20 protein-coding genes are annotated in these 22,113 nt (G+C 30.6%); 3 read left to right on the top strand and 17 right to left on the bottom strand.

Annotated features, from left to right (window positions below; translation table 11 throughout):
• Positions 1-9: 9 nt before the first annotated feature.
• The 8 genes from CPJCM30710_RS00855 to CPJCM30710_RS00820 all read right to left on the bottom strand — a co-directional run bounded on the left by CPJCM30710_RS00855 (position 10) and on the right by CPJCM30710_RS00820 (position 7,357).
• A complete protein-coding gene (locus tag CPJCM30710_RS00855) occupies positions 10-675 on the bottom strand; it encodes an NAD(P)-dependent oxidoreductase (protein ID WP_212902270.1) in 666 nt (221 codons plus the stop codon).
• A complete protein-coding gene (gene hemA, locus CPJCM30710_RS00850; protein WP_212902269.1) occupies positions 636-1,835 on the bottom strand; it encodes a glutamyl-tRNA reductase in 1,200 nt (399 codons plus the stop codon). The genes CPJCM30710_RS00855 and hemA overlap by 40 nt, the downstream gene beginning before the upstream one ends.
• A gap of 410 nt (positions 1,836-2,245) precedes the next feature.
• Positions 2,246-2,782 (bottom strand): hypothetical protein, encoded by a 537-nt coding sequence (locus CPJCM30710_RS00845; RefSeq protein WP_212902268.1) that lies wholly within the window; start codon positions 2,780-2,782, stop codon positions 2,246-2,248.
• A gap of 224 nt (positions 2,783-3,006) precedes the next feature.
• Positions 3,007-3,969, bottom strand: a complete 963-nt coding sequence (gene asrC / locus CPJCM30710_RS00840; protein WP_212902267.1) for a sulfite reductase subunit C — start codon at positions 3,967-3,969, stop codon at positions 3,007-3,009.
• Between the two features lie 15 nt (positions 3,970-3,984).
• Positions 3,985-4,776, bottom strand: a complete 792-nt coding sequence (asrB, locus tag CPJCM30710_RS00835; protein ID WP_212902266.1) for an anaerobic sulfite reductase subunit AsrB — start codon at positions 4,774-4,776, stop codon at positions 3,985-3,987.
• Positions 4,777-5,784 (bottom strand): anaerobic sulfite reductase subunit AsrA, encoded by a 1,008-nt coding sequence (asrA, locus tag CPJCM30710_RS00830; RefSeq protein WP_212902265.1) that lies wholly within the window; start codon positions 5,782-5,784, stop codon positions 4,777-4,779. It abuts the gene before it with no gap.
• Between the two features lie 13 nt (positions 5,785-5,797).
• A complete protein-coding gene (locus CPJCM30710_RS00825) occupies positions 5,798-6,565 on the bottom strand; it encodes a formate/nitrite transporter family protein (RefSeq protein WP_212902264.1) in 768 nt (255 codons plus the stop codon).
• A gap of 99 nt (positions 6,566-6,664) precedes the next feature.
• Positions 6,665-7,357: a Crp/Fnr family transcriptional regulator gene (locus tag CPJCM30710_RS00820; RefSeq protein ID WP_212902263.1), complete on the bottom strand. Its 693-nt coding sequence runs from the start codon at positions 7,355-7,357 to the stop codon at positions 6,665-6,667.
• Positions 7,358-7,555: 198 nt separating this feature from the next.
• On the opposite strand from CPJCM30710_RS00820, the gene CPJCM30710_RS00815 reads away from it, so the two are divergent.
• Complete coding sequence (locus tag CPJCM30710_RS00815) at positions 7,556-7,744, top strand: hypothetical protein (protein ID WP_212902262.1); 189 nt, start codon at positions 7,556-7,558, stop codon at positions 7,742-7,744.
• 192 nt (positions 7,745-7,936) lie between these two features.
• Here the strand turns inward: CPJCM30710_RS00815 and CPJCM30710_RS00810 are convergent, their stop codons facing one another.
• Genes CPJCM30710_RS00810 through nifV form a run of 3 tightly spaced genes read right to left on the bottom strand, consistent with a single transcriptional unit; the run spans position 7,937 to position 12,054 of the window.
• A complete protein-coding gene (locus CPJCM30710_RS00810) occupies positions 7,937-8,932 on the bottom strand; it encodes an isocitrate/isopropylmalate dehydrogenase family protein (RefSeq protein ID WP_212902261.1) in 996 nt (331 codons plus the stop codon).
• Entirely contained in the window at positions 8,925-10,868 is a 1,944-nt protein-coding gene (locus tag CPJCM30710_RS00805) for an aconitate hydratase (RefSeq protein ID WP_212902260.1), read from the bottom strand. The genes CPJCM30710_RS00810 and CPJCM30710_RS00805 overlap by 8 nt, the downstream gene beginning before the upstream one ends.
• Positions 10,869-10,899: 31 nt before the next feature.
• Positions 10,900-12,054 carry a homocitrate synthase gene (gene nifV, locus CPJCM30710_RS00800; protein WP_212902259.1) on the bottom strand — a complete coding sequence of 385 codons (1,155 nt, stop codon included), beginning with the start codon at positions 12,052-12,054 and terminating at the stop codon, positions 10,900-10,902.
• Between the two features lie 1,173 nt (positions 12,055-13,227).
• Here nifV and CPJCM30710_RS00795 point away from each other — a divergent pair.
• A complete protein-coding gene (locus tag CPJCM30710_RS00795; protein WP_212902258.1) occupies positions 13,228-14,220 on the top strand; it encodes a sugar-binding transcriptional regulator in 993 nt (330 codons plus the stop codon).
• Between the two features lie 174 nt (positions 14,221-14,394).
• Here CPJCM30710_RS00795 and CPJCM30710_RS00790 read toward each other — a convergent pair whose 3' ends face one another.
• The 5 genes from CPJCM30710_RS00790 to CPJCM30710_RS00770 form a co-directional block, all read right to left on the bottom strand.
• A complete protein-coding gene (locus tag CPJCM30710_RS00790) occupies positions 14,395-15,639 on the bottom strand; it encodes a helix-turn-helix domain-containing protein (RefSeq protein WP_212902257.1) in 1,245 nt (414 codons plus the stop codon).
• 22 nt (positions 15,640-15,661) lie between these two features.
• Positions 15,662-16,963, bottom strand: a complete 1,302-nt coding sequence (locus CPJCM30710_RS00785; RefSeq protein WP_212902256.1) for a helix-turn-helix domain-containing protein — start codon at positions 16,961-16,963, stop codon at positions 15,662-15,664.
• A gap of 196 nt (positions 16,964-17,159) precedes the next feature.
• The gene (locus CPJCM30710_RS00780) at positions 17,160-17,333 is read right to left on the bottom strand and encodes a YtxH domain-containing protein (protein WP_212902255.1); all 174 of its coding nucleotides are present in this window, start codon (positions 17,331-17,333) and stop codon (positions 17,160-17,162) included.
• A gap of 76 nt (positions 17,334-17,409) precedes the next feature.
• Positions 17,410-18,033, bottom strand: coding sequence for a ribonuclease H1 domain-containing protein (locus CPJCM30710_RS00775; protein ID WP_212902254.1), 624 nt, complete (start codon positions 18,031-18,033; stop codon positions 17,410-17,412).
• A gap of 14 nt (positions 18,034-18,047) precedes the next feature.
• Positions 18,048-19,007 (bottom strand): YkvA family protein, encoded by a 960-nt coding sequence (locus tag CPJCM30710_RS00770; RefSeq protein WP_212902253.1) that lies wholly within the window; start codon positions 19,005-19,007, stop codon positions 18,048-18,050.
• A 285-nt stretch (positions 19,008-19,292) separates the two neighbouring features.
• Between CPJCM30710_RS00770 and CPJCM30710_RS00765 the strand changes: the two genes are divergently transcribed.
• Positions 19,293-21,047: an ATP-dependent metallopeptidase FtsH/Yme1/Tma family protein gene (locus tag CPJCM30710_RS00765; protein ID WP_212902252.1), complete on the top strand. Its 1,755-nt coding sequence runs from the start codon at positions 19,293-19,295 to the stop codon at positions 21,045-21,047.
• 41 nt (positions 21,048-21,088) lie between these two features.
• Here the strand turns inward: CPJCM30710_RS00765 and CPJCM30710_RS00760 are convergent, their stop codons facing one another.
• Complete coding sequence (locus CPJCM30710_RS00760) at positions 21,089-22,045, bottom strand: rhomboid family intramembrane serine protease (protein ID WP_212902251.1); 957 nt, start codon at positions 22,043-22,045, stop codon at positions 21,089-21,091.
• Positions 22,046-22,113 lie beyond the last annotated feature (68 nt).

Raw genomic sequence — 22,113 nt, 5'->3', positions numbered from 1 at the left:
AAAGGGTTTTTATTTTTGCAACAAGCAGTTTACTTCCTTTTCTTTAAAAAAGAGAAGCAAAACCTCATGCATATATCCCTTTTCATAAAAAAATTTAAAATCTTCAGTGGTAATGAAACTTATTATCTCTAACTTTTTATTTAAAGATTTAGCTCTATTCCTTATAGGATTTATAACTTTAACAAACTCATCATAACCAATAAGTTCTTTCTCTATCTTATTTAAAAGTAGAATAGAAGCTTTAGGATTTCCTCCCTTTGTATGAATACTAAAGGAAATACTTTCAATCTCCCTCTGAGCTGGTACTACCCCCATTCCACTTTTAAAATCTGTTGAATCTATAAAAATCTTATACTCAATTTCACACTTTTGTTTTATTTTTTCTTTCAATTTAGAATCATCTACCGCAATTATTATTATGTGCTTATCTCTTATAAAATCCTCATAATAATCTCCTTTTATAAGTTTTGCACCTAAGTCTTCAAGTTCATGAAACTCATCTATAAACTCTCTTGAAAGAACCCAAAGATTACACCCCTTAGTAATGAAGGTTCTAGCTTTAATTAAACCACCTTTCCCTCCTCCTATTAATCCAACATTAATCTTATTAGAAATAAGCGAAAGAAAGATAAAGTTTAATTGATCCTGAATATTTTCTCTATTATCCTTAAGCACTGCTCTTCACTTCCTTCAAGCTTAGCTTCCTTTAATGTCTCTATTGCTCTATTTATATAAAAATCAGAAGTACTCTTAATTAACTTTTTTGCTAACTCCTGATGATTTTTTGATGAGCTTTTATGTATAAAAGTATTTATTCTGTCTTTACTTACCTCAGCACTCACCATCTTAAGTTTTTTTATATAAGGTGTAATCTCCCTTAATTTTCTCCATTCTTCATAAGCATCTATATGATTTTTAATGATTCCCCTACAACTGTCCATTCTCTCAGCTCTAAGTTTTTTATTTTTATCATCTATTTTACTTATTGTATCTATGTCTAATAATTCAATATTAGGATATTTTGCAAGAGATTCTTCTACATCTCTTGGAACTGCTAAGTCAAAAATCAATAGTTTCTTCTCCTTAGGTATATCTTCCCTTTTTATAACATAATGTGGTGCAGAAGTACAAGAAATAATACACTCTACTTCTTCAATAATCTCATTCTTATCCTTAAATCCTATAATATGTACTCTCTTATCATGTAAATCAACAATTTTTTTAGGGTCTCTTACTACAATATACACTTTTGAAACATTACTAGATAATAGATACTTAACTGCAAGACTTCCGATTTCCCCATATCCAATAACCATAAAGTTTTTGATTCCATGCTGTAAACCATAGTTAACCACTATAGAAGAAGATGATACTGGTATGTCATACATCCTTGCTTCCGTTCTAAATTCCTTCCCACAGGTAATTGCTTCTTGAAAAAGTCTATGAAGTTCTGCAGAAACTGCACTTTCCTTTAGTGAATAGCTATATGCTTCCTTAACCTGCCCTAAAATCTGATCCTCTCCTAAAATTTTTGAATGGAAGCCCGAAACTACTTCCATAAGATGCTTTATAACATCATGTCCCTTTGAATGAAATGTGTATTCCTTTAAATCATTATCCCATCCGAATACCTTAAATATGTTATGAACTATAGTATCGTCATATCTTTCACAATTAAAATATATTTCTGTTCTATTGCATGTGCTTATAATTACTGCCTCTGCGCAAAACTCCAACAAATTTTTTAAATAATATTCATAATGACTTTTTCTTGTTGAGAGTTTTTCTCTTATGGATAAGTCTAATCCTTTTTTTAATCCGATCAATTGAATCATTTTATCACTCCATTGCATTTATCCCTACCAACGGTAAAATTTATTAAATTATTTATCTCTATAGTAAACTGAATTAATTACTAAAAATACAAATAAAGCCTTTACCAATCAGAGGCAAAGGCTGTTAGTTCACAGATAATAAATTTATAATTAAACTTACACTTCAGAAAGTATCTCACAAATAGGACACCTTCTCAAATTCAATACAAATCAAATCAATTTATCTCTAGTATACTAACTTCTTAATTGGCTGTTTAGACTAATTTAGACTATGTTATTATATTATATCTTCTATCAAAACGTATTTGTTTACTATATTATTATAACACAGCTTTTTAAATAATTTCATACAGCTCAATTTTTTAAAGTTAAGACTTTTTATCTAAAGGAAAATGTCGTTTAATATCTAATCATATTGCTACATTTGAACTATTATTAATATATACATTATTTTTATTAACTATACTTGAAACTCTAATATCAATATATACCTTTTCTTTACTGTCAGTTTTTATTAAGCGATCAATACTATTTAAGATTTCATCTAAAGAAGGTTTTAATATTTCCATATTCCACTTATATATGTTTTCAACATAACTTCGATGAGAATAAATATTATATGTATAATCATATATCTCATCAGAATTATTAGACTCAATTATAGCCTTTAACTTTTGTAGGACAAATGCAATCTTTTTATTAGTATCTTCAGGTAATACTAATTCTAGTTGGTTATCTCCGCGCTCAATCTCTATATCCTTAAAATTTATATTAGCTTTAAAGTATGGGGTAGTTAACACATTTAATACTCTATTGTTTTGTAATAAGTTAATTAAACTCTTCAATTTACTAGGATAAGAAGTTATCCCCGTTGAACTAAACACACTATTAATAGCATTTTCCATCTCATTCTTTACACTTAATATATCTTTTTTTGTAAAACCCATTTTCCCACACCCCTTTGTAAAATCTTACAATTAGTATACCATATTATTGGTATATTTTAAAAGTATTTATGGGAATTTTTTGCATATTTTTAATGAATTTTAATATAATATTAATATTTAATTATATTGTAACTTATTCACCATTTTTATTACTTATATATTATATACCATACATTAATTAAAGCTTTTATCAAAACTTATTAATTATTTAATGTATCACAAAATTAGTAACGAATTCCACTCCAGTAAATATTCTCTTTCATTACTGCCTTCGGTCCAAGTTCTACATCCTTAAGAACCCACTTTTTAAACTCTTCAAAGCCCGTTCGGTCAACTATATAACCAATGTGTTCTTTTCCGTGTGGTGCTTCTTTATCTATATATTCAGTAACATAACCGTAAGTATTTAATATTATCTTTAATATGCTATCTTCATCCACCCAAACAATGAAGTCCTCTGCAAGTCTTGGGTTTTTCTTACCTGTTCTACCCATGATAGCAAACCTATAGTACTTTTCCCTGCTTCTTGACCATGCACCTGTTGGACATTTTGCTACACATTCACCACAACCTATACATTTTTCATGATCTCTTACTACTTTAAAGTTTTCAAACTTCAAGGCACCTTTAGCTCTCTTTTTACAACTCTTAACACAAGCCTGACAGCTTATACATCTATAAGACTCATATTGAGGTTCAGTCATTCCTATAATTCCAAAGTCGTGCATTCTTACTTTCATACAGTCATTTGGACATCCTGTAAGAGCAATCTTAAAGTGAAGATCATTAGGAAATATTGCTTTTTCAATTCTTTGCGCAAAAGTAGACGTATCATAATTAGCAAAAGGACATACCCTATTCCCTATACATGCAGATACATTTCTTGTTCCTGCTGCCGTATATCCTTGCCCAGGAACTTCTTGATTTATTTCAAGGCCTTCTATGATAGGTTGAAGAAGTTTGTTTACTTCAGGAATGTTCTTCATATCTATCCCTGGAACTTCAAACCCTTGTCTTGTAGTTATATGCACTGTACCATTACCATACTTATCAGCTATTTCCTGAATAAGAGAAAGGTACTTAGCATCCATATGCCCACCAGGAATTCTTATTCTTGAAGCTGTTACTCCTCTATGTTTAGTTACTCTAAAAGCATTTTTCTTAAGGTATTTAGTATTTATATCCATAACTTCTCCCCCCTTCTAGTCTATTAATAACTTGCCTTTTGTGTAGTTAAATACAGGTCCATCTAAACATATATATGTATCATCAATCTTACAATGACCACACTTACCAACTCCACAGCACATCTTTCTCTCTTGGGAGATCCAAATGTTTTCTTCTTTAATTCCTCTCTTTAGGAATTCTTGCACTGTAAACTTCATCATCATTGGAGGTCCTACAACAATAACTTGTACACTATCAATATCATCAATTCTTAATGTAGAAACATATTTTGTTACAAGTCCCACATTTCCATTATAACCTTCCGGTGCAGTGTCTACTGTTAAAATAAGATCCATGTTTTTTTCCCACTGCTTTATGTCGTCTTTAAACAGCATATCATTAGGTGACTTAAATCCTGAAATTAAAGTAAATCTGTTAGCATCACCAGGATTTTTTGAGAAGTATTCTACGATTCCTCTAACTGGTGAAAGACCAGTACCACCAGCTACTACTATAATTTCCTTATCCCTATAATTTTGTATATCGAAACCATTGCCGTATGGTCCCCTTATAAACAACTTTTGTCCAACATAGTAGCTAAATATTTCGTTTGTAACCACACCAACTCTTCTAATAGTAAGTTCTACATAATCTTTACCAATTCCACTTACTGAAATAGGAGCTTCTCCGTATTTTGGAATAGAAACTTCAAAGAATTGTCCTGGTTTTACATCACCCTTAAAAGACATTCTAAAAGTGTACTCTATTTCAGTATGCTGTTTTACATCTAAAATCTCTGATTGAAATGGCATATATATATTACTCATTTATTCCACCTCTTCCATGCCTTTTTCTAGTTTATTAATACAGTTTGAGAAAGATATATACTCTGGACATATATCATCACATCTTCCACATCCAACACACATATGATATCCCCATCTCTTCTTATAATCATAAACTTTATGTAGAACCTTGAATCTCATTCTTTGTCCCTTGTCTAATCTAAAACTGTGTCCTCCAGCCATATTAGTGTATCCATCAACCTGACAGGAAGCCCATACTCTCCTTCTTTCCCCTGACTTCTCATTGTCTTTGTAGAATATATCCTGCATTGTAAAACATGTACATGTTGGGCAAACAAAGTTACATCTTCCACAAGCGATACATCTTTCTGAGTATTCTTTCCACATTGAGGAATTCATAACCTTTAAATCAAGATTAGCAGGAATATTAACTTTTGTTTGATTTTCTTCAACAAAATCTAGAGTTATCTCCACTTCTTCTTTTGAAAGATCTGCGAAATATTGTTCTATTGCTGCATCTTTAACATCAAAGTATACCATATCTCCATCTACCTTTATGTATGCATCGTGTTCATCAGTTTTATTTGTTCCCATGCTTACACAGAAGCAATTATCAAAACTCTTTTCACAACCTATTAAAACAAACTTTACCTTTTCTCTAAGAGCTTTGTAATATGGATCTTCAAATCCATTTCTTAAGTAGATATCATCAATTCTTCTTAATGAGTGCATATCACAGCTTCTTAATAATATCAACGCTCCTTTTTCTTCCTTCTTTGGCTCGATCCATTGATCTTCTGTGAAATAGAATAATGTTTGAGTTATAGGAAGAAGTACTTCCTTGTATGAAAATGCTGATTTAGTTTTAAATTCAATCTCTCTAACATCTTCAATTTCTGAATACCTTACAACATCCGTATCAGAAAAAGTTCCTTTTCCTTCAAGAACCTTAGGTGCATAAACCTTGTAATCCTTTGATACTGATGATAGAAATTGGTTAAAATCTTCTACCGTTAGCTTAAATCCCATAATAAACACCTCTCTACTTTTCTTTTGAGATAAGAAAATATGGTAGAGCTAATAACACAGCTCCTCCTATTAAGTTACCAAGTGTAACTATTCCTATATTGTATACATATCCTCCTAGCGTTACTGCTGAAGGATGTGGTATTAACATTCCAATGGCAAGTAGTGTCATATTTGCAACACTGTGTTCAAATCCAGCAGTTATAAACACAAATAAACACCAAAAAATCATTATAAGCTTGCCTACTTCTTCTTTCATTCTAAAAGTACACCATGTAGCTAAACAAACTAATATATTACATAGTACAGCTCTTGCAAATAATTCATGGGCTGGTGCACTCATTTTTACAGCAGAAATACTGCCCATAAATTTACCTACTGGTCCGATAGCTAGTCCAGTAGAGTAATAAAGCCATGCTCCAAAAACTGAACCTATAAGGTTTCCTATAAAACTAAATACCCAAATTAAAACAGCATCTTTCCAGGATACAGTTTTCTTAAGCACTCCTATAGTCATTATAAAATTATTTCCTGTAAACAACTCTGAGCCTGCAAACACAACTAGAGAAAGTGCTACTCCAAAGGCAGCTCCCATAACAATTCTTGTTGATGGTGAGTTAGTTGAACTTAATAATCCTCCAATTGTAAATATTAGCATTATACCAAATCCAACATAAAGACCTGCTAAAACTGATGCTAATAAATACCTTAATTTACTCTTCTTTAATAGATTAGTTTTCATTTGAGCCGTTGAGGCTACTTTGTTAATTTCTTCACCAAACATTTCAACCCTCCCCCATTACAAGCTAAGTATATTATAAAAAAAAATAAAAGACTGTGATAATTATCACAATCTTTAAAAATATTTAAACAATTCTCTCTTTTACTTGGATTCCTTAAAATATTTTAAAAGTTTTTCTTTATCAGGTATTATAATTGTTTTATCTTTTATTTTAACAATATCAAGTTCTTCAAGTTTTTTTAAAGCCCTAGAAATAGTCTCTCTCTGACTTCCAAACATATCTGCAAGATATGTAACAGATATTTTAAGGTTAATTGCTACTCCATCTTCTGTTTCTATTCCGTAATCTTTAGATAGCTTCCAAAATTTTGCAGCTAACTTTTTTTCAATTTTTAATGGAGTAGAATTCTTTATTTGTCTATAAAGCCTTCTTACTTTTTTCGCAACTGATTTAAATACATTGGTAGTTAAAACAAAATCTTTCTTCATAAATTCAATGAATTTAAATCTATTTATCATCAATAATTCTCCCTCTTCAAAGGTTTCACAATAAATAGAAGATGGTAAATTATCTAAAATAACTTCATTTATTATTTTGTCTGGTCCAAGTATAAAAATAACTCTCTTTTGTGCTCCTTCACCTATTTTATATAAAGAGTATTTTCCACTAAGTACGATATAAATAGTATCTACTATCTGTTTATCAAAAAAAACTATTTCTCCTTTTTTAAAGCTTTTTACTATAGATTCTGATGATAATTTATTTAAAGTTTCCTCTTGTACACCATTAAATATTTGAAGTTCCTTGAGTTCTTCTATGCTAACTTTTTTCATTCCTGTTCCTTCCTAACATCTATATAAATTCTATTTTATACCTTTATGATATACCTTTTATACACTTAAATTATACTAAAAAAAAACTAAAAATACTGTTCTATATTTATTAGGTAAAAGTTTTTTCTATAAAAAATAAGAATCACAAAAAAAATTCTGCAGATAATATAATCGTAAAAAATAAAGGAGGATTGTTGTATGAATGATGGAAAGCAAAATGTTGAATCAACAATTAATGATTTAAGAAGTGCTAAACAACGTCTTCAACAGGCTTTATCAACAGTTGAAAAAGAAGCTAACAAAAAAAATATTCAAAGCTCTCTTACATCTGTAGAAACTGCTCTTAGTCAAGTACAAAACACAATATCAAATTATGTTGAAAGCTAGAAATAAAATATAAAAGTTACTTAAAAAATTAATCTAACTTACAACTAAAATTAAATAGACATAAGGTTTATTCAGTTATGAACTTACATAACTGAATTATAATTTGCGTATTTATAGCTTGAGTCAGATTTTACTTCGTGAAATGACAACAAAAAAATGGATAGCATTACGCTATCCATCTTTTATATATTATTACATTGCGTTACAAAGTGCTTCAGCAAACTGGAAGGTTGTTGCCTTTCCTCCTAAGTCTTCTGTTAAACATTCGCCCTTTTCAAAAACTACTGCTAATGCCTTTTCAATCTTCTCAGCACATTCCTTTTCTCCAATGTGTCTTAACATCATCACTGCTGATTGGATTAATGCAGTAGGATTTGCCTTCTGAAGACCAGCTATTTGTGGTGCACTACCATGAACAGCTTCAAATACTGCATAGTCTTTTCCTATATTTGCTCCTGGTATCATACCAAGGCCACCTACAAGTCCTGCACCAAGGTCTGAAAGTATATCTCCATAAAGGTTAGGCATAACCATTACGTCATAACGTTCTGGATACATAACTAAGTTCATAGCTGCAGCATCAACAATTAAATCACTAAAATCTACATCTTTATGTGCTTCTGCTACTTCTCTTGCTGTCTCTAAGAACAGACCATCTGAAAGTTTCATAATATTTGCCTTATGAATTGCTGTAACTAACTTTCTGCCATTCTTTTCTGCATAATCCATAGCAAACTCTACTATTCTTTCGCAAGCTGGCTTAGTGATAAGCTTTATGCTTTCTGCACCATAATCTCCAATTTTATGCTCTATTCCAGCGTATAAATCTTCAGTATTTTCTCTTACAATAACCAAGTCAATGTTTTCGTATCTTGAAGGAATACCCTTGAAGCTCTTTATTGGTCTAAGATTTACATAAAGATCTAGAGTCTGTCTAAGTGTAACATTTACACTCTTGAAGCCCTTTCCTACTGGTGTAGTAATAGGTCCCTTTATAGCAATTTTATTTTTCTTTACTGCTTCTATAACATGATCTGGCAGTGGAGTACCGTACTTTTCTATTTGATGAGCACCAGCCTCAACTTCTTCCCATTCAATTTGAGCACCTGAAGCTTCAACTACCATTTGCATGGCCTTGCTTACTTCTGGTCCAATTCCATCTCCAGGTATTAAAGTAATCTTATGCATTTTTGTCCTCCTTCTCTGCCATTAACTTAGTATAGCTTAGCTTACCACCAGCTAAAATAACATCTATATCTTTTTGTGAAAGTTCAGCCTTTACCTTAAAGGAGTAGTTTTGAGTTACGTTCTTTACTTCAACTTCTCCTGTTGTTAAAGCAGTCTTAACATCTTCTATCTTAAGCTCATCTAATAATGAAATCTTATCGTAATCACTTTCATTTTCGAAAACTAATGGAATAATTCCATTGTTTATTAGATTAGCTTTGTGGATTCTTGCAAATGACTTAGTTATAACTCCCTTAATACCTAGGTAAAGTGGAGCTAAAGCCGCATGCTCTCTACTTGAACCCTGACCATAGTTTTGTCCTCCGATAATAAAACCGCCACCATTTTCTTGTGCTCTCTTTGGAAAATCTACATCAACAGTGTTGAAGCAGTATTCTGCAAGATAAGGTATATTTGATCTAAATGGTAGAAGCTTTGAGTTTGAAGGCATAATATGATCTGTAGTTATATTATCTTCAACCTTTATTGTTATTTTACCAGATACTTCATCTGAAAGTGGTGTATTTGTAGGGAACGGCTTAATATTTGGTCCTCTTACTACTTCAACCTCTTTACCACATTCTGCTGGCTTAATTATCATACTATCATCTATTAAAAAGTTTTTAGGAACTTCTATGTTTAAGTCTAAATCAAGTTCTCTTGGATCTGTTAAATATCCAGCAATAGCACTTACAGCTCCAGTTTCTGGGCTTACAAGATATACTTGTGCTGAAAGTGTTCCACTTCTTCCGTAGAAGTTTCTATTGAAAGTTCTTAATGATACTGCATCTGTACCTGGCGCCTGACCCATACCAATACATGGTCCACAAGAATTTTCTAGAATTCTAGCACCAGCACTGATAATATCTCCTAAAGCACCGTTTCTAGCTAACATCTCCATAACCTGTCTTGAACCTGGTGCGATAACTAAAGATACTTCTGGATTAACCTTCTTACCCTTTAGAATTTTAGCAACCTTCATTAAGTCTTCATATGAAGAATTAGTACAGCTTCCTATAGCTACCTGATCAACCTTAATTTTTCCTATCTTATTTACTTCTTCTACGTTATCAGGGCTATGAGGCTTAGCTGCTAAAGCTTCTAATGTACTTAAATCAATTGTGATTTCTTCATCATAAATTGCATCTGCATCTGGAGCTAGTTCTTTCCACTCATTTTCTCTTCCTTGAGCTTTTAAGAACTCTCTTGTCTTATCATCACTAGGGAATATAGAAGTTGTAGCTCCTAATTCTGCTCCCATATTTGTGATAGTAGCTCTTTGAGGTACAGAAAGATATTTTACACCTTCTCCAGCGTATTCATATACCTTTCCAACTCCACCTTTTACAGTTTGGTTTCTTAAAACTTCTAAAATTATATCTTTAGCAGAAACCATTGATCTTAGCTTTCCTACTAGATTAACTTTACATACCTTAGGAGCAGTTATGTAGTAAGCGCCGCCTCCCATGGCAAGTGCTACGTCTAATCCACCTGCACCAATAGCTATCATTCCAACTCCGCCAGCTGTTGGAGTATGGCTATCTGAACCTATTAAAGTATCTCCTGGACAAGAAAATCTTTCAAGAAATACTTGGTGACATATACCATTTCCTGGCTTTGAAAATAATACTCCATATTTTGATGCTACAGTTTGAATATATTTATGATCATCAGCATTTTCAAAACCTTGTTGAAGCATATTGTGATCAATAAAAGCTACTGATCTCTTTGTCTTTACTCTATCTATACCCATAGCTTCTAATTGAAGATATGCCATAGTACCTGTAGAATCCTGAGTTAAGGTTTGATCTATCTTTATACCAATAGTTTCCCCACCTCTAAGTTCTCCTTCTACTAAATGTTCTTTTAATATTTTGTAAACCAAATTTAACCCCAAGTTTATTCCCCGCTTTCCTATAGTTTATATTTTAAACGCTTTTATTTTTTTCGTGTTCATTGTAAAGTTGAACAAGTTCTTTATCAAATAGAGTTCTCTTTAGCTTTACAGCAAGTTCTCTTACCTTAACTAATAGCTCATCAGCATCCTTTGGACTTAAATCAACATTATATTCAAGGAATTTGTTTACTATAGCTGCCTTACCTGAATGCTTACCTATTACTATTTGTCTTTCAAGTCCAACCTCACTTGGATCATAAACTTCGTAATTTAAAGGATTCTTGATTGCTCCATCAGCATGAATTCCTGATTCATGAGCAAACATGTTTGATCCTACAATTGCCTTCCATGCTGGAAGCTCTCTTCCTGAAGCCTTTGATACATATTCAGAAACTTCTTTAAACTTCCTTGTATCCACAGTTACATTATAATCATAAACGTATTTAAGAGCCATTAAAACTTCTTCAAGAGCAGCATTTCCAGCTCTTTCTCCAAGTCCATTTACTGTAACCCCAAGATGTGTAGCTCCTCCCATAAGTCCAGCAAGAGCATTAGCTGTTGCCATACCGAAATCATTATGGGTATGCATTTCTATATCAAAATTAGTATTATCTTTTAAATATTTTATCTCTTCTTGAATTTTTAAAGGGTGCATTATTCCTATAGTATCGCAGTATCTAAATCTATCAGCACCAGCCTGCTTTGCAGTGTTTATAAATTGCACTAAGAACTCATTATCTGCTCTAGAAGCATCTTCCCCATTAACAGAAACATAAAGTCCATTCTTCTTTGCAAACTCAACTGCTTTTACCATATTTTCTAAAACCCATTCTCTAGATTTTTGCAACTTGTGCTGTATATGAATATCTGAAACTGACATAGATATTGCTACAGCATCAGCGCCACAATCAATGGATTGTTCGATGTCACTTATAACACCTCTGTTCCAAGCCATAATACTGGATTTTAATCCTCTTTTTACTATAGCCTTAATTGCTTCTTTTTCATCTCCACCCATTGCTGGTATTCCAACCTCAAGTTGATCTACTCCTAATTCACTAAGCATTTCTGCTATTATTATTTTCTCATGGTTTGCAAAAACAACTCCTGCTGTTTGCTCTCCATCTCTTAAAGTAGTATCAACGACATAAATCTTTTTTCCTGTCGCTCTTTCATAAACAGCCATGAATTTTCCCCCTTTTTCCTTTTGAAAATGAATGCTATTTCTTTAAATAAATTAATTGTCGCACAATTAATCAAAACTGTAAACTTATATTTTATGTATATTTATGCACATTCATGTATAAACATGCATTCTTGTAACTTGTTAGAGAAAAATACCCTAAACTATATTTTATATATAGCAATAGAAAACAAGAAATATCGAAAGGAAATCATTAAAGAATGACATAAATTAATAATAATTTATCAATTTATGCTAATTTATATTATCATATTCGCACAAAAAACTCAACACATATTTATAAACATGAAAAAAATTTCATTATTAATTAACGAAAGTTTACCACAACAATATTTCATAATTTTATTTAAGAAAAATATATACCTTAATTATACTAAAGACTATTTGCTTTACTAATTCACTTCATAAACTACTATAATATATACTACTTTTTTCCCATACAGATATAGTTTATTCTAATAAAAAGCAATTTATCCTTTGAATATATTATTCATTAACGTAATTCAACTAAAAAATCATATTATAGCTTGAGACCTAGGAAAAGTAATCTTATCTTTAATCTATAACTAAGTTAAAAGTCTAGGATTTATTACCTAATTATAGTAAAAAAAACATAAAACGAGTTGTCCACTTTTATTGGACAACTCTTTTCTATTTTCAGTTCATCTTACCAATATTATTGGGTTTCTTAGAGATTTTATTTGTCATTATAATAGCAAATCTTTTTATAGTTGTCAAAACATTTGTTATTTTTTTTATCATTTGTTTGGTAACTAATAATTTTATTTCCATCAACTTTATAGAATAAAATCAAAAACCCTTTATCTACTTTACTAAAAGTTCATTCTGCTAACCTCGTAAAGAAGACAACTGCACCAATAGAAAGAGATACTGCTTTATCTATCAACCACCTAACACCTTTATCGAACTCTACCTAGTAATCAATATATATTATTAATTTAACAAATGTTTATTTCATCAACTCATGTATATGTTGATTATTAAAAATTTAATCTTATACTGCTAGAATGTTATAAATACATATTGTTGCTAAGAGTTAAATCCATGTTAACTATTAGGTAGCTTGAAAAGGGATATTATATAAGTTATAATGTTATATATTTTTATATTATATGTATTTAAGGAGCTTCGATTATGAAAGAATACGAAGTTATGAATGAATCTGAGAAGTTGAGTTTTCTTGCAGAACTATCTACCATGTATTATGAACTAAATATGACTCAAGCAGAAATTGCTGCTAAGTTATCAACTACTCGTTTTAAAGTTTCGAAACTTTTACAAGAATCCCGTGATAAAAATGTTGTACAAATCACTATAAATCAACCCAGAGAAAGAGTATACGATATCGAAAGTGAGCTGAAAAAACGCTTCAATTTAAAACAAGCTATTGTCTTAGATAATAAAGTACTTCCATATGAAGAAACACTATATACACTAGGTAAACTTGGTGCTGAATACTTAGACAATATAATAACTGAAAACTCTATTATAGGTGTTTTGTGGGGAACAACAATGTTTAATTTAGTAAAAAACCTTAAACCTAGAAAAAAGCTTCCTATAACGGCAGTTCAAATTCTAGGTGCAGCTGCTAAAGATGATCCAATAGTTGATGCACCAGAACTTATACGTCAAATCGCAAGTGCTTATGGAGGAAAATATAAATATTTATATGCTCCTTTATATATCGATAACGATTATGCACGAAAAGCATTAATCCAGGAACCTTTTATTAACGATACTCTTTTCCTAGCTAATAAGGCTGACATAATAATTACAGGAATAGGAACTATGGATGCGTTAACATCTTCAACTTTGTGGTCAAACTACTTAGCTCAACGTAGTGAGTTAAGCAAACAAAAAGCTATTGGCTGCATTTTTGCTCATGTTTTTGATATTAACGGTAAAGAAGCGAATGTTGATATAAATAAAAAAGTTATAGGTGTAGATTTGGATACATTGCGACAAGTTGAATACAAAGTAGGTATAGCTGCTGGAAAATTTAAGGCTGAAGCTATTCTTGGAGCATTACGTGGAAAATATATTAATGTTCTTATTACAGATGATAGGACAGCTACAAAGGTATTATCATTAGACAGCTTGCAACAGGATTACAAGCTCAGAGGGTGAAATTAATTATACATACAATACAACTCAACTCACCAGGCATAAAGTCTACTTAACTTAAGTCAGATTTCACTTCGTCAAATGACAGCAAATTAAAACATTAAGCTGTAACTATAAATATAGTTACAGCTTAATGTTTTTTCTATTATTTCTAAAATATAATTCTTTTAATACAATCTATAATTTCTTTTCTAAATTCATTGCTAAAGTAAAATATTTAAGGGATTCCCGTATCTCTTTAAGTTCATAATACATATTTGCCATTTCTAAGTATCTTTTATATCTCTGTTCATAATTACCAAATTTCATAAGTGCATCCATAGAGAGATTCATATACATTTCTGATTGTGAATAAAGATTCCTTTTTTGAAAAATTATAGCCTTTAAATAATACGCTCTTTCAATAAGTTTTATATTATCACAATTAATGGCAATATTTAAAGCATTATCTGAGCAGCTTTCAGCTTCTTCTAATTCATTATTTTTGATAAGAAGCCCTGTACACTTATTAAGAAAATCACCATATAGTTCCCTACTCTCTTTAGAGAATAAGTAAATGGCTTCTTTTATTTCTTTTATTGCTCTAACTCTATCACCTATAACAAAAAAACTTTCTCCTAATGAAAATCTAGAAGTTGCTAGTACTTTAGAATTACCTACTAATAACTCATATATCCTATCTATTAAGCTCTCATTTATACTCTTCTTTAATTTAATTGATAAATTAAAGAAAAGTGTTAATATCTTCCCTTTTATAATATTATTCTCTATATCAGAATAAAGATGTTGTGCTTGTTCTAACATATCATAGGCTTTATTATGATAACCCATTTTTGTGTAACAGCTAGCCTCGCTATATAAAAGTTCACATTCTAAATTTACATTTAACCATTTTGCATTTAACCTTAATCTATTATAATAAGTTAATGCCTCTACATATTCTCTATTTCTATAAAAATATGTGGCCATATCTCTATAAAACACTTCTATAACTTGTTCATTCTTTTGAGCAACTTCATAATAATCAGTAACTATATTCTGAATCTTATTATCTTTTCCCTGCTCGATATAGAACTCAAACAAGATATGCATTAATTTAAACGCTAAGTCATAATATTTGTAATCTAAAGCATAGTTTAAATTTATTTTGACGTCCTTTTCAAAATCTCTATGTCTACTTCCCTCTTCAAACTGACTTAAATTATTCACTAATTGTTCTCTTACGTCCTTAAGGAGATACTTAATATCTAAATCTAACTTTTGTGCTACAATATCTAATATCCAACGATCTGGCTTTACCTTACCATTTTCAATACAACTCATCTTTGAAATTGAAATCTTGTCATCACAGAGCTCTTTTAATGTTACTCCTTTGTAAATCCTTGATCTTTTTATTTTTTCACCTGTTGATAATATTTCCATACTAATCACCTATCAATATAATCTAATTTTTAATCACTCCTAATTGTTTAAAAATACTAACTCCTTTATCTAAATACTTTGCTGCTTCACTATCATTCTTTTGATCTAAATAAAACTTACCTATCATTACAGCAATTTCTCCAGCTTTTTTTAAGTTGTTACAATTAATAGATATATTAAATACATCTATAAGTATATTCTCTGCTTCAGTATAGTTTTCCTTAATTAAACTAACCCTATATTTTAGTAAATTATAATCAATAATAGCATCAGTATTTTGAAAATCTATAAGATTCTCTATTTCATTTAATACTAAGTTACATTTGGATATATCCTTAAGCTTAATATAATTTTCACATATGTTCACAAGAGTATCTATAAGTTTCTCATCTTTATTTTTTATCCTAATCTCTTTTGCAATTTCATAATGCTTAAAAGATTCTTCTATATTATTAAACTCACAGAATAATTTCCCTAAATTATTCTCAATATTAGAAACATTGTTAGTATCCTCTAAATCTTTATAAATCTCCAAGGTTTTCTTTGAATATTTTATAGCATTAGACAAATCACCTTTTTTACTATACTCCTCAGAAAGAAGCAACAGCGTTTTAGCATATTCTTTCTTATTATAAATCTGTTCAAACTTTTGCTTTGCTAATAAGGAGTAGTTCATAGAATTTTTAGTATCTTCTATCTTAAAATAAGTCTTTGCCATATTAAAATATATATCTCCAATTAGGAAATCATCTCCAATATTATTATCTATATAAACTTTCTCTGCTTGCTTTAAATAGGAACTAGCAGAATGATACGCTCTAAGCTGTAAAGTAATCTTTCCTAAACTTAAAAATGTACGGACAATTTCTTCATAATTATTATTTTTAATAAATATTACATTTGCAGAAAGAAAAAACTGTTGAGCTGAAACATACTCTTCCTTTGACATATAAATCTGTGCCCTTAAGTAAAGATTTTTTGCTTTTCTATAGGCAAGGTTATACTTTTCTGCATAATATAATGATTGTTCTATATATTTTTCTCCCGTTAAGCTATCTCCAGATAAAATATATGATTCAGCAAGCTGCTCAAAATATGTACATATTTTTTCTGCTTGAGTTTCCTCTGACTCCATAAGATACTCTACAGAAGTTTTTAGTGTGGTGGCTAAATATTCCAATAAATCCATTGATGGATTTGATCTTCCTGATTCAACAAGACTAATCTGCCCTGGCGTTATTCTATCACCAGCTAAGTCCTTTAAAGTCATATTTAATTTTTTTCTTGTTCTCTTTATTTTTTCACCTAATGACAGAATTTCCATATCTACTCTTCCTTTTTCTATTTAACTTAATTATTCATTTAATTAATTATAATTAAATTATAGCATATATCTGTTCTTGTAAAATATAATTATTCCCATATTTCTATTAATTTTTATCTTTTTCTCATATAATTACACTAATTTGGAATTTTTTCATTAAAAAATTAAACCCGAGAAACAATTTCTCGAGTTTTTATTATCTCATTCTGTCTATTACATTACCGTAGGTGTCTTCTGCCACATGCATAACTCTTTTCCCCATTCTTCTGATGTTTCTTTGGGTTTTTCTATCTAATCGTGGCATCATAATCATACCTACTGCAGCACCAACAATTGCTCCTGTAGTTATTCCAGTTAGGAATCTTCCCATATCTAACACCTCTTCTTTATTTTATACTAGTGTTAGCTTATGCACTTTTTTATTTTTTATAATATATAAAAAATGGTTATTTTAAAGCTTCTAGTGCTTCTTTAGCCAGCTTATCTGCCATATCATTAAAGATGTCGCCGCTGTGCCCTTTAACTTTTTTAAAGTTTATTTTTATTTCTTTCATCTTTTCTTGCATAAATCTATGATATCCTTGAGTAATTTTGTTATTTCTTTTCCATGTTCCTAACGCCCAAGATTCTATACCTTGATAATCAAAGAATATAGATACAGCCTCATACCCCTTTGAAATAGCATAATCCACAGCCTTCATTGCACCAAGTACCTCACCAGAAACATTTCTTAAAGAAATAGCCTCTTCATCAAATCCTACGCCCTTATCAGTGTGAATAACCTCCCCGTTATCCACCACCACTATTCCATACGAAAAATTATTCTTATGAGACATAAAACTTCCATCTACATATATAGAAAGTCCTTTAGACACATTCGTATTCGTAGAACTACTACCTTCAAATCCTAATCCGTGAAGCCTAATAAAATCTGCTGCATCTTCTCTCTTACCAAAACTCTTATATATAGCACCTTTAAAGCCAATAACCTCAGCCTTGCATGCGTCCCAGCTTTCTAATATCAACGGAATACCAGACTTTCCCTTCGCAACTGCATAAAACTTAGCCATATCTCTCTTCCTTTCTATACTTTTACCAGTTCATTTATCATGTCATAAAGCTTATCTACATTCTTTGCTCCCGTATATTTTGTAAGATATTCTAGAGATTTTTTTAAAACCACTACAAACTCATTTTTACCTTGCCAATTTTCTAATATAACTTCTATTGGCACATCATTTATTATTCTATTTAAAGTAAAAAATATTACCCCCAAATCATCAATGGAACCTATAAAAGGAATCTTATCTGGAAGTATATCAATAGGAAGCGAAACATACATTATTGAAGCAATTAAAGCAGTCTTTGTCTTTTTATTTACTCTCTTATCTTTTAAAAGTCTATACATAAACGCTATAATATCAGGAATCATAAATACGTAATCAGAGTATATTCTCAACTTCTTAGGAAGTTTTTCTTCAATATGATTCCTTCCCTTCGTATACTGATCTTCAACCTTTTGAATTTCTATACGTTGAAGATCTATCTCATCTTTCTTTTCTTCTACCACTTCTTCTTGCACTTTCTGTCCAATATTATTTAATGCTATATCTATGTCATTTAACTCAAGGACTACATATCTTTCTTCAATACCCATACTTTTTATATTAAACTTTATAAAAGGAACAACTTTTATAATCTTTCCTATATCAACAATTATTATATCCTTTTCTACCGTTATGCCCTGTTTCTTAAGAGACCTAAGAGCTACCTTCACACCAAAATTTTTCATAAAACCAAATATTCTTAACTTCATCACCTTAATGGACTTAACTCTTAGAAAAAGCTTATCAGCTTGTACACCTAATAAATCTACTCTTCCCTTAAAGTTTAGATTAATAATTTTTTTAAAGTTTCCTTCTGCTTCAATATCGTCATCTATATTTATAACACTAAATGATAATCCATCTAATTTAAGAAAATCACTAATTATCGTCAATATATCATTACCATCTATTTTAGCTTTTATCTCAGAAATTTTCATATGGGGTCTCTCCTCCCTAAACGCTCTCTACATTAGCTTTCTTCTTCATACAGTATACATTATTTACCGTTTCTTTGAAAGGGAAATAAACCATAACTTACATTGGTAAAAGTTATGGTTTTCGTTAGACATAAAATTTAAAACTAGTATAATAATTATCATAACGTCAATTGGTTTAAAAAATTCTATTAAAAATTCTTAATTGAATATGAACCTGTATGTGCCGAGTTATAAATTCAGTTATGAGGTTATTTATCTATATTTGTGTAAAATAAGGAGGATGTAATGAATAAGATAAAGAATAAATTTGTTATAATTCCTATAATAACTGCTATACTTTCTCTAGGTGCTATGATTTTCTTCACTTATTCATCACCTATAAAGAATTTAAAACAATATAGTGAGTTTAATATGGATTTAACTAAAGGAAATATTTCTAAAGTTGAAATAAATGATACTTCTAAAATTAAGGTAGAACTAAAGGATGGCTCTATATACTCAACAGACAATCCAAAAACACCAAATTTTAAAGAAGAGTTACTTCTTAAGGGAATCACAGTTAAAGAAAGTGCAGGTGCTCCACCTGAGAAGACTATACCGTCTGGAGTTTTGACCTTATCAGTAATTGCGATAGTTTTTATGACTATGTCTAAAGGTAGATTCTCTTCATCTTCAATTTCTGCAGTTGATGCTTCAGATATAAAGGATAAAGCTAAGAAAAACTTTGGTTTTAGTTCAATGGCTGGAAATGATGAAGCTAAGGAAAGCGTTAAAGATATTATAGACTTTTTACAGAATCCAGAAAAGTATCAAAAGTACGGCGCAAGAATGCCAAAGGGAATTATGCTTTACGGGGAACCTGGTACTGGTAAAACACTTTTAGCAAAAGCTGTTGCTGGTGAAGCTGGAGTTCCATTCTATGCCGTGAGTGGTTCTGACTTCGTTCAAATGTATGTAGGAGTTGGTGCTGCGAGAATAAGAAACTTATTTAAAAAAGCTAAAGCCCACGGAAAAGCTGTTATTTTCATAGATGAAATTGATGCCATAGGTAAAAAAAGAGATGGTGGTAAAGCGTCTGGTGGATCTGATGAAAGAGATCAAACCCTTAACGCTCTATTAACAGAAATGTCAGGCTTCAGCGAGCAAGAAGGTATTGTAGTTATGGCTGCTACAAACAGATTAGACGTTCTAGATTCTGCTCTTTTAAGACCAGGTAGATTTGATAGGCATGTGGAAGTAATTCTTCCAGACTTTAGCGCAAGACAACAAATATTAAAATTATATCTAAAAGACAAGCCTTATACTGGTATTAATATAACTGATTTGGCACACAAAACAACTTATTTTTCTGGTGCTAAGCTTGAAAACTTAGTTAACGAAGCTGCTATACTTGCTGCTAAAGATAGTTCATCTTCTATTACGGAGGAACATATCGATAAAGCTTTTTCTATAGTAGTAGCTGGACATGAAAAAAGTGATAGAAGTTCAATCAAACAAAAAGATAGGGAAATCACAGCTTATCACGAAGCTGGACATGCTTTAGTTTCAATGATAAAACTACCGGAAGAGAAAATTTCAAAGGTTACAATAATACCAACTACAAAAGGAGCAGGTGGCTATACGTTAACTATTCCAGAAGATTCAGCATATAAGACCGTAGATTACTTAAGAAAAAGAATCATGGTGCTTTTAGGCGGACGTGCCGCTGAAGAAATTATATTTGGAAAAGAAAATATAACAACTGGTGCTTACAGTGACATAAACCATTCAACTGGCTTAGTTACAAATATGGTTACTGAGTATGGAATGGGTAAAACTTTAGGACTTTTAAAACTATCAACTCTTGGTAGCCTTTCATCAACTTGTGGTGCTTCAGTAATTAATGAATGTAAGGAAACTATAGATGAGCTTTATAATGATACTAAAGAGCTTCTATTAGATAATATTGACACTTTACATAAGCTAGCAAAAGACTTACTAGATGTAGAAGTTCTTTATTATGATGATCTTCAAGACATTAAACAAAAAAGATGGCAATAAAAGCCATCTTTTTTTGTTTTACAATTATTAACTTGTACTTATTATTCTCTTCTTAAAAAAATTGCCATTACTATTCCTCCTATTAACCCTCCGAAATGTCCAAAGTTATCTATATTAGGAGTTGTAAGACCTATCATTATATTCAATACTACCACCGAAATAATATTAGTTAAAAATCCTTTTCCAATTCTATTCTTTTCCTTTAAACCAAATACCAAGGTAGCTCCTAAAAGTCCAAAGATAGCACCAGACGCTCCTACTGATACTGCACTTGAAAAAAGATAACTTACATAGGTTGAAAATATACCAGATATAAAGTAAATGCTTAAATATTTAATTTTACCATATATCTGTTCAGTCAAATTTCCTAATGAATAGAGTGCATACATGTTAAAGGCTATATGTAATAATCCACCATGAAGGAACATAGCAGTTAAAAGCCTATAATATTGTCCTCTTTCAATTAAAAAATTAACCTTAGCTCCCAAAAATACTAATACTCCTAAATCTATATCAAAAAGACTGCCGGATAAAAAAACTGAAGTTATAAAAATAATTGCATTTACTAATATCAATATTAATGTAATTTTTGAAGATGCCTCATAGGAATTTGTACTTCTTTTTTCTTCACCTAAACTACTTATCACTTTAACTATAAATTCAGTAGAAGATTCATATTGTAATACTCTATTGGAAATTTTATCAAATATTATCCTTTTATAAGATCCACTATTGGTTAGGTCTCTATATTCATGACTAACAGCTATTATATTATTAAGCTCATAATTTTTTCCTTTATTTCTAAGAAAGTCATCTGCTCCTTTAGCATTATAAAACTCCTCCTCTTCTTCGGAACAAATAACTGCATATATTCCACTCTCGGTATATTTTAAAGCAATCCACCTATTTTCATTTAATTCCTTACAGTAGTATTGTTCGATAACAAATCCATGTTCCTTTATTAAAGCATCAAACAAATTCTTTTCACTTATTTTCATAAAAAACTCCTTTAAAAGTTATATTAAATATTAATTAATATAATACCCTGCAGATTCTGCAGGGTAAC

The sequence above is a fragment of the Clostridium polyendosporum genome (assembly GCF_018332455.1).
Lineage (GTDB): Bacteria > Bacillota > Clostridia > Clostridiales > Clostridiaceae > Clostridium_AY > Clostridium_AY polyendosporum.
This window is presented reverse-complemented; position numbering and strand designations above follow the sequence as displayed.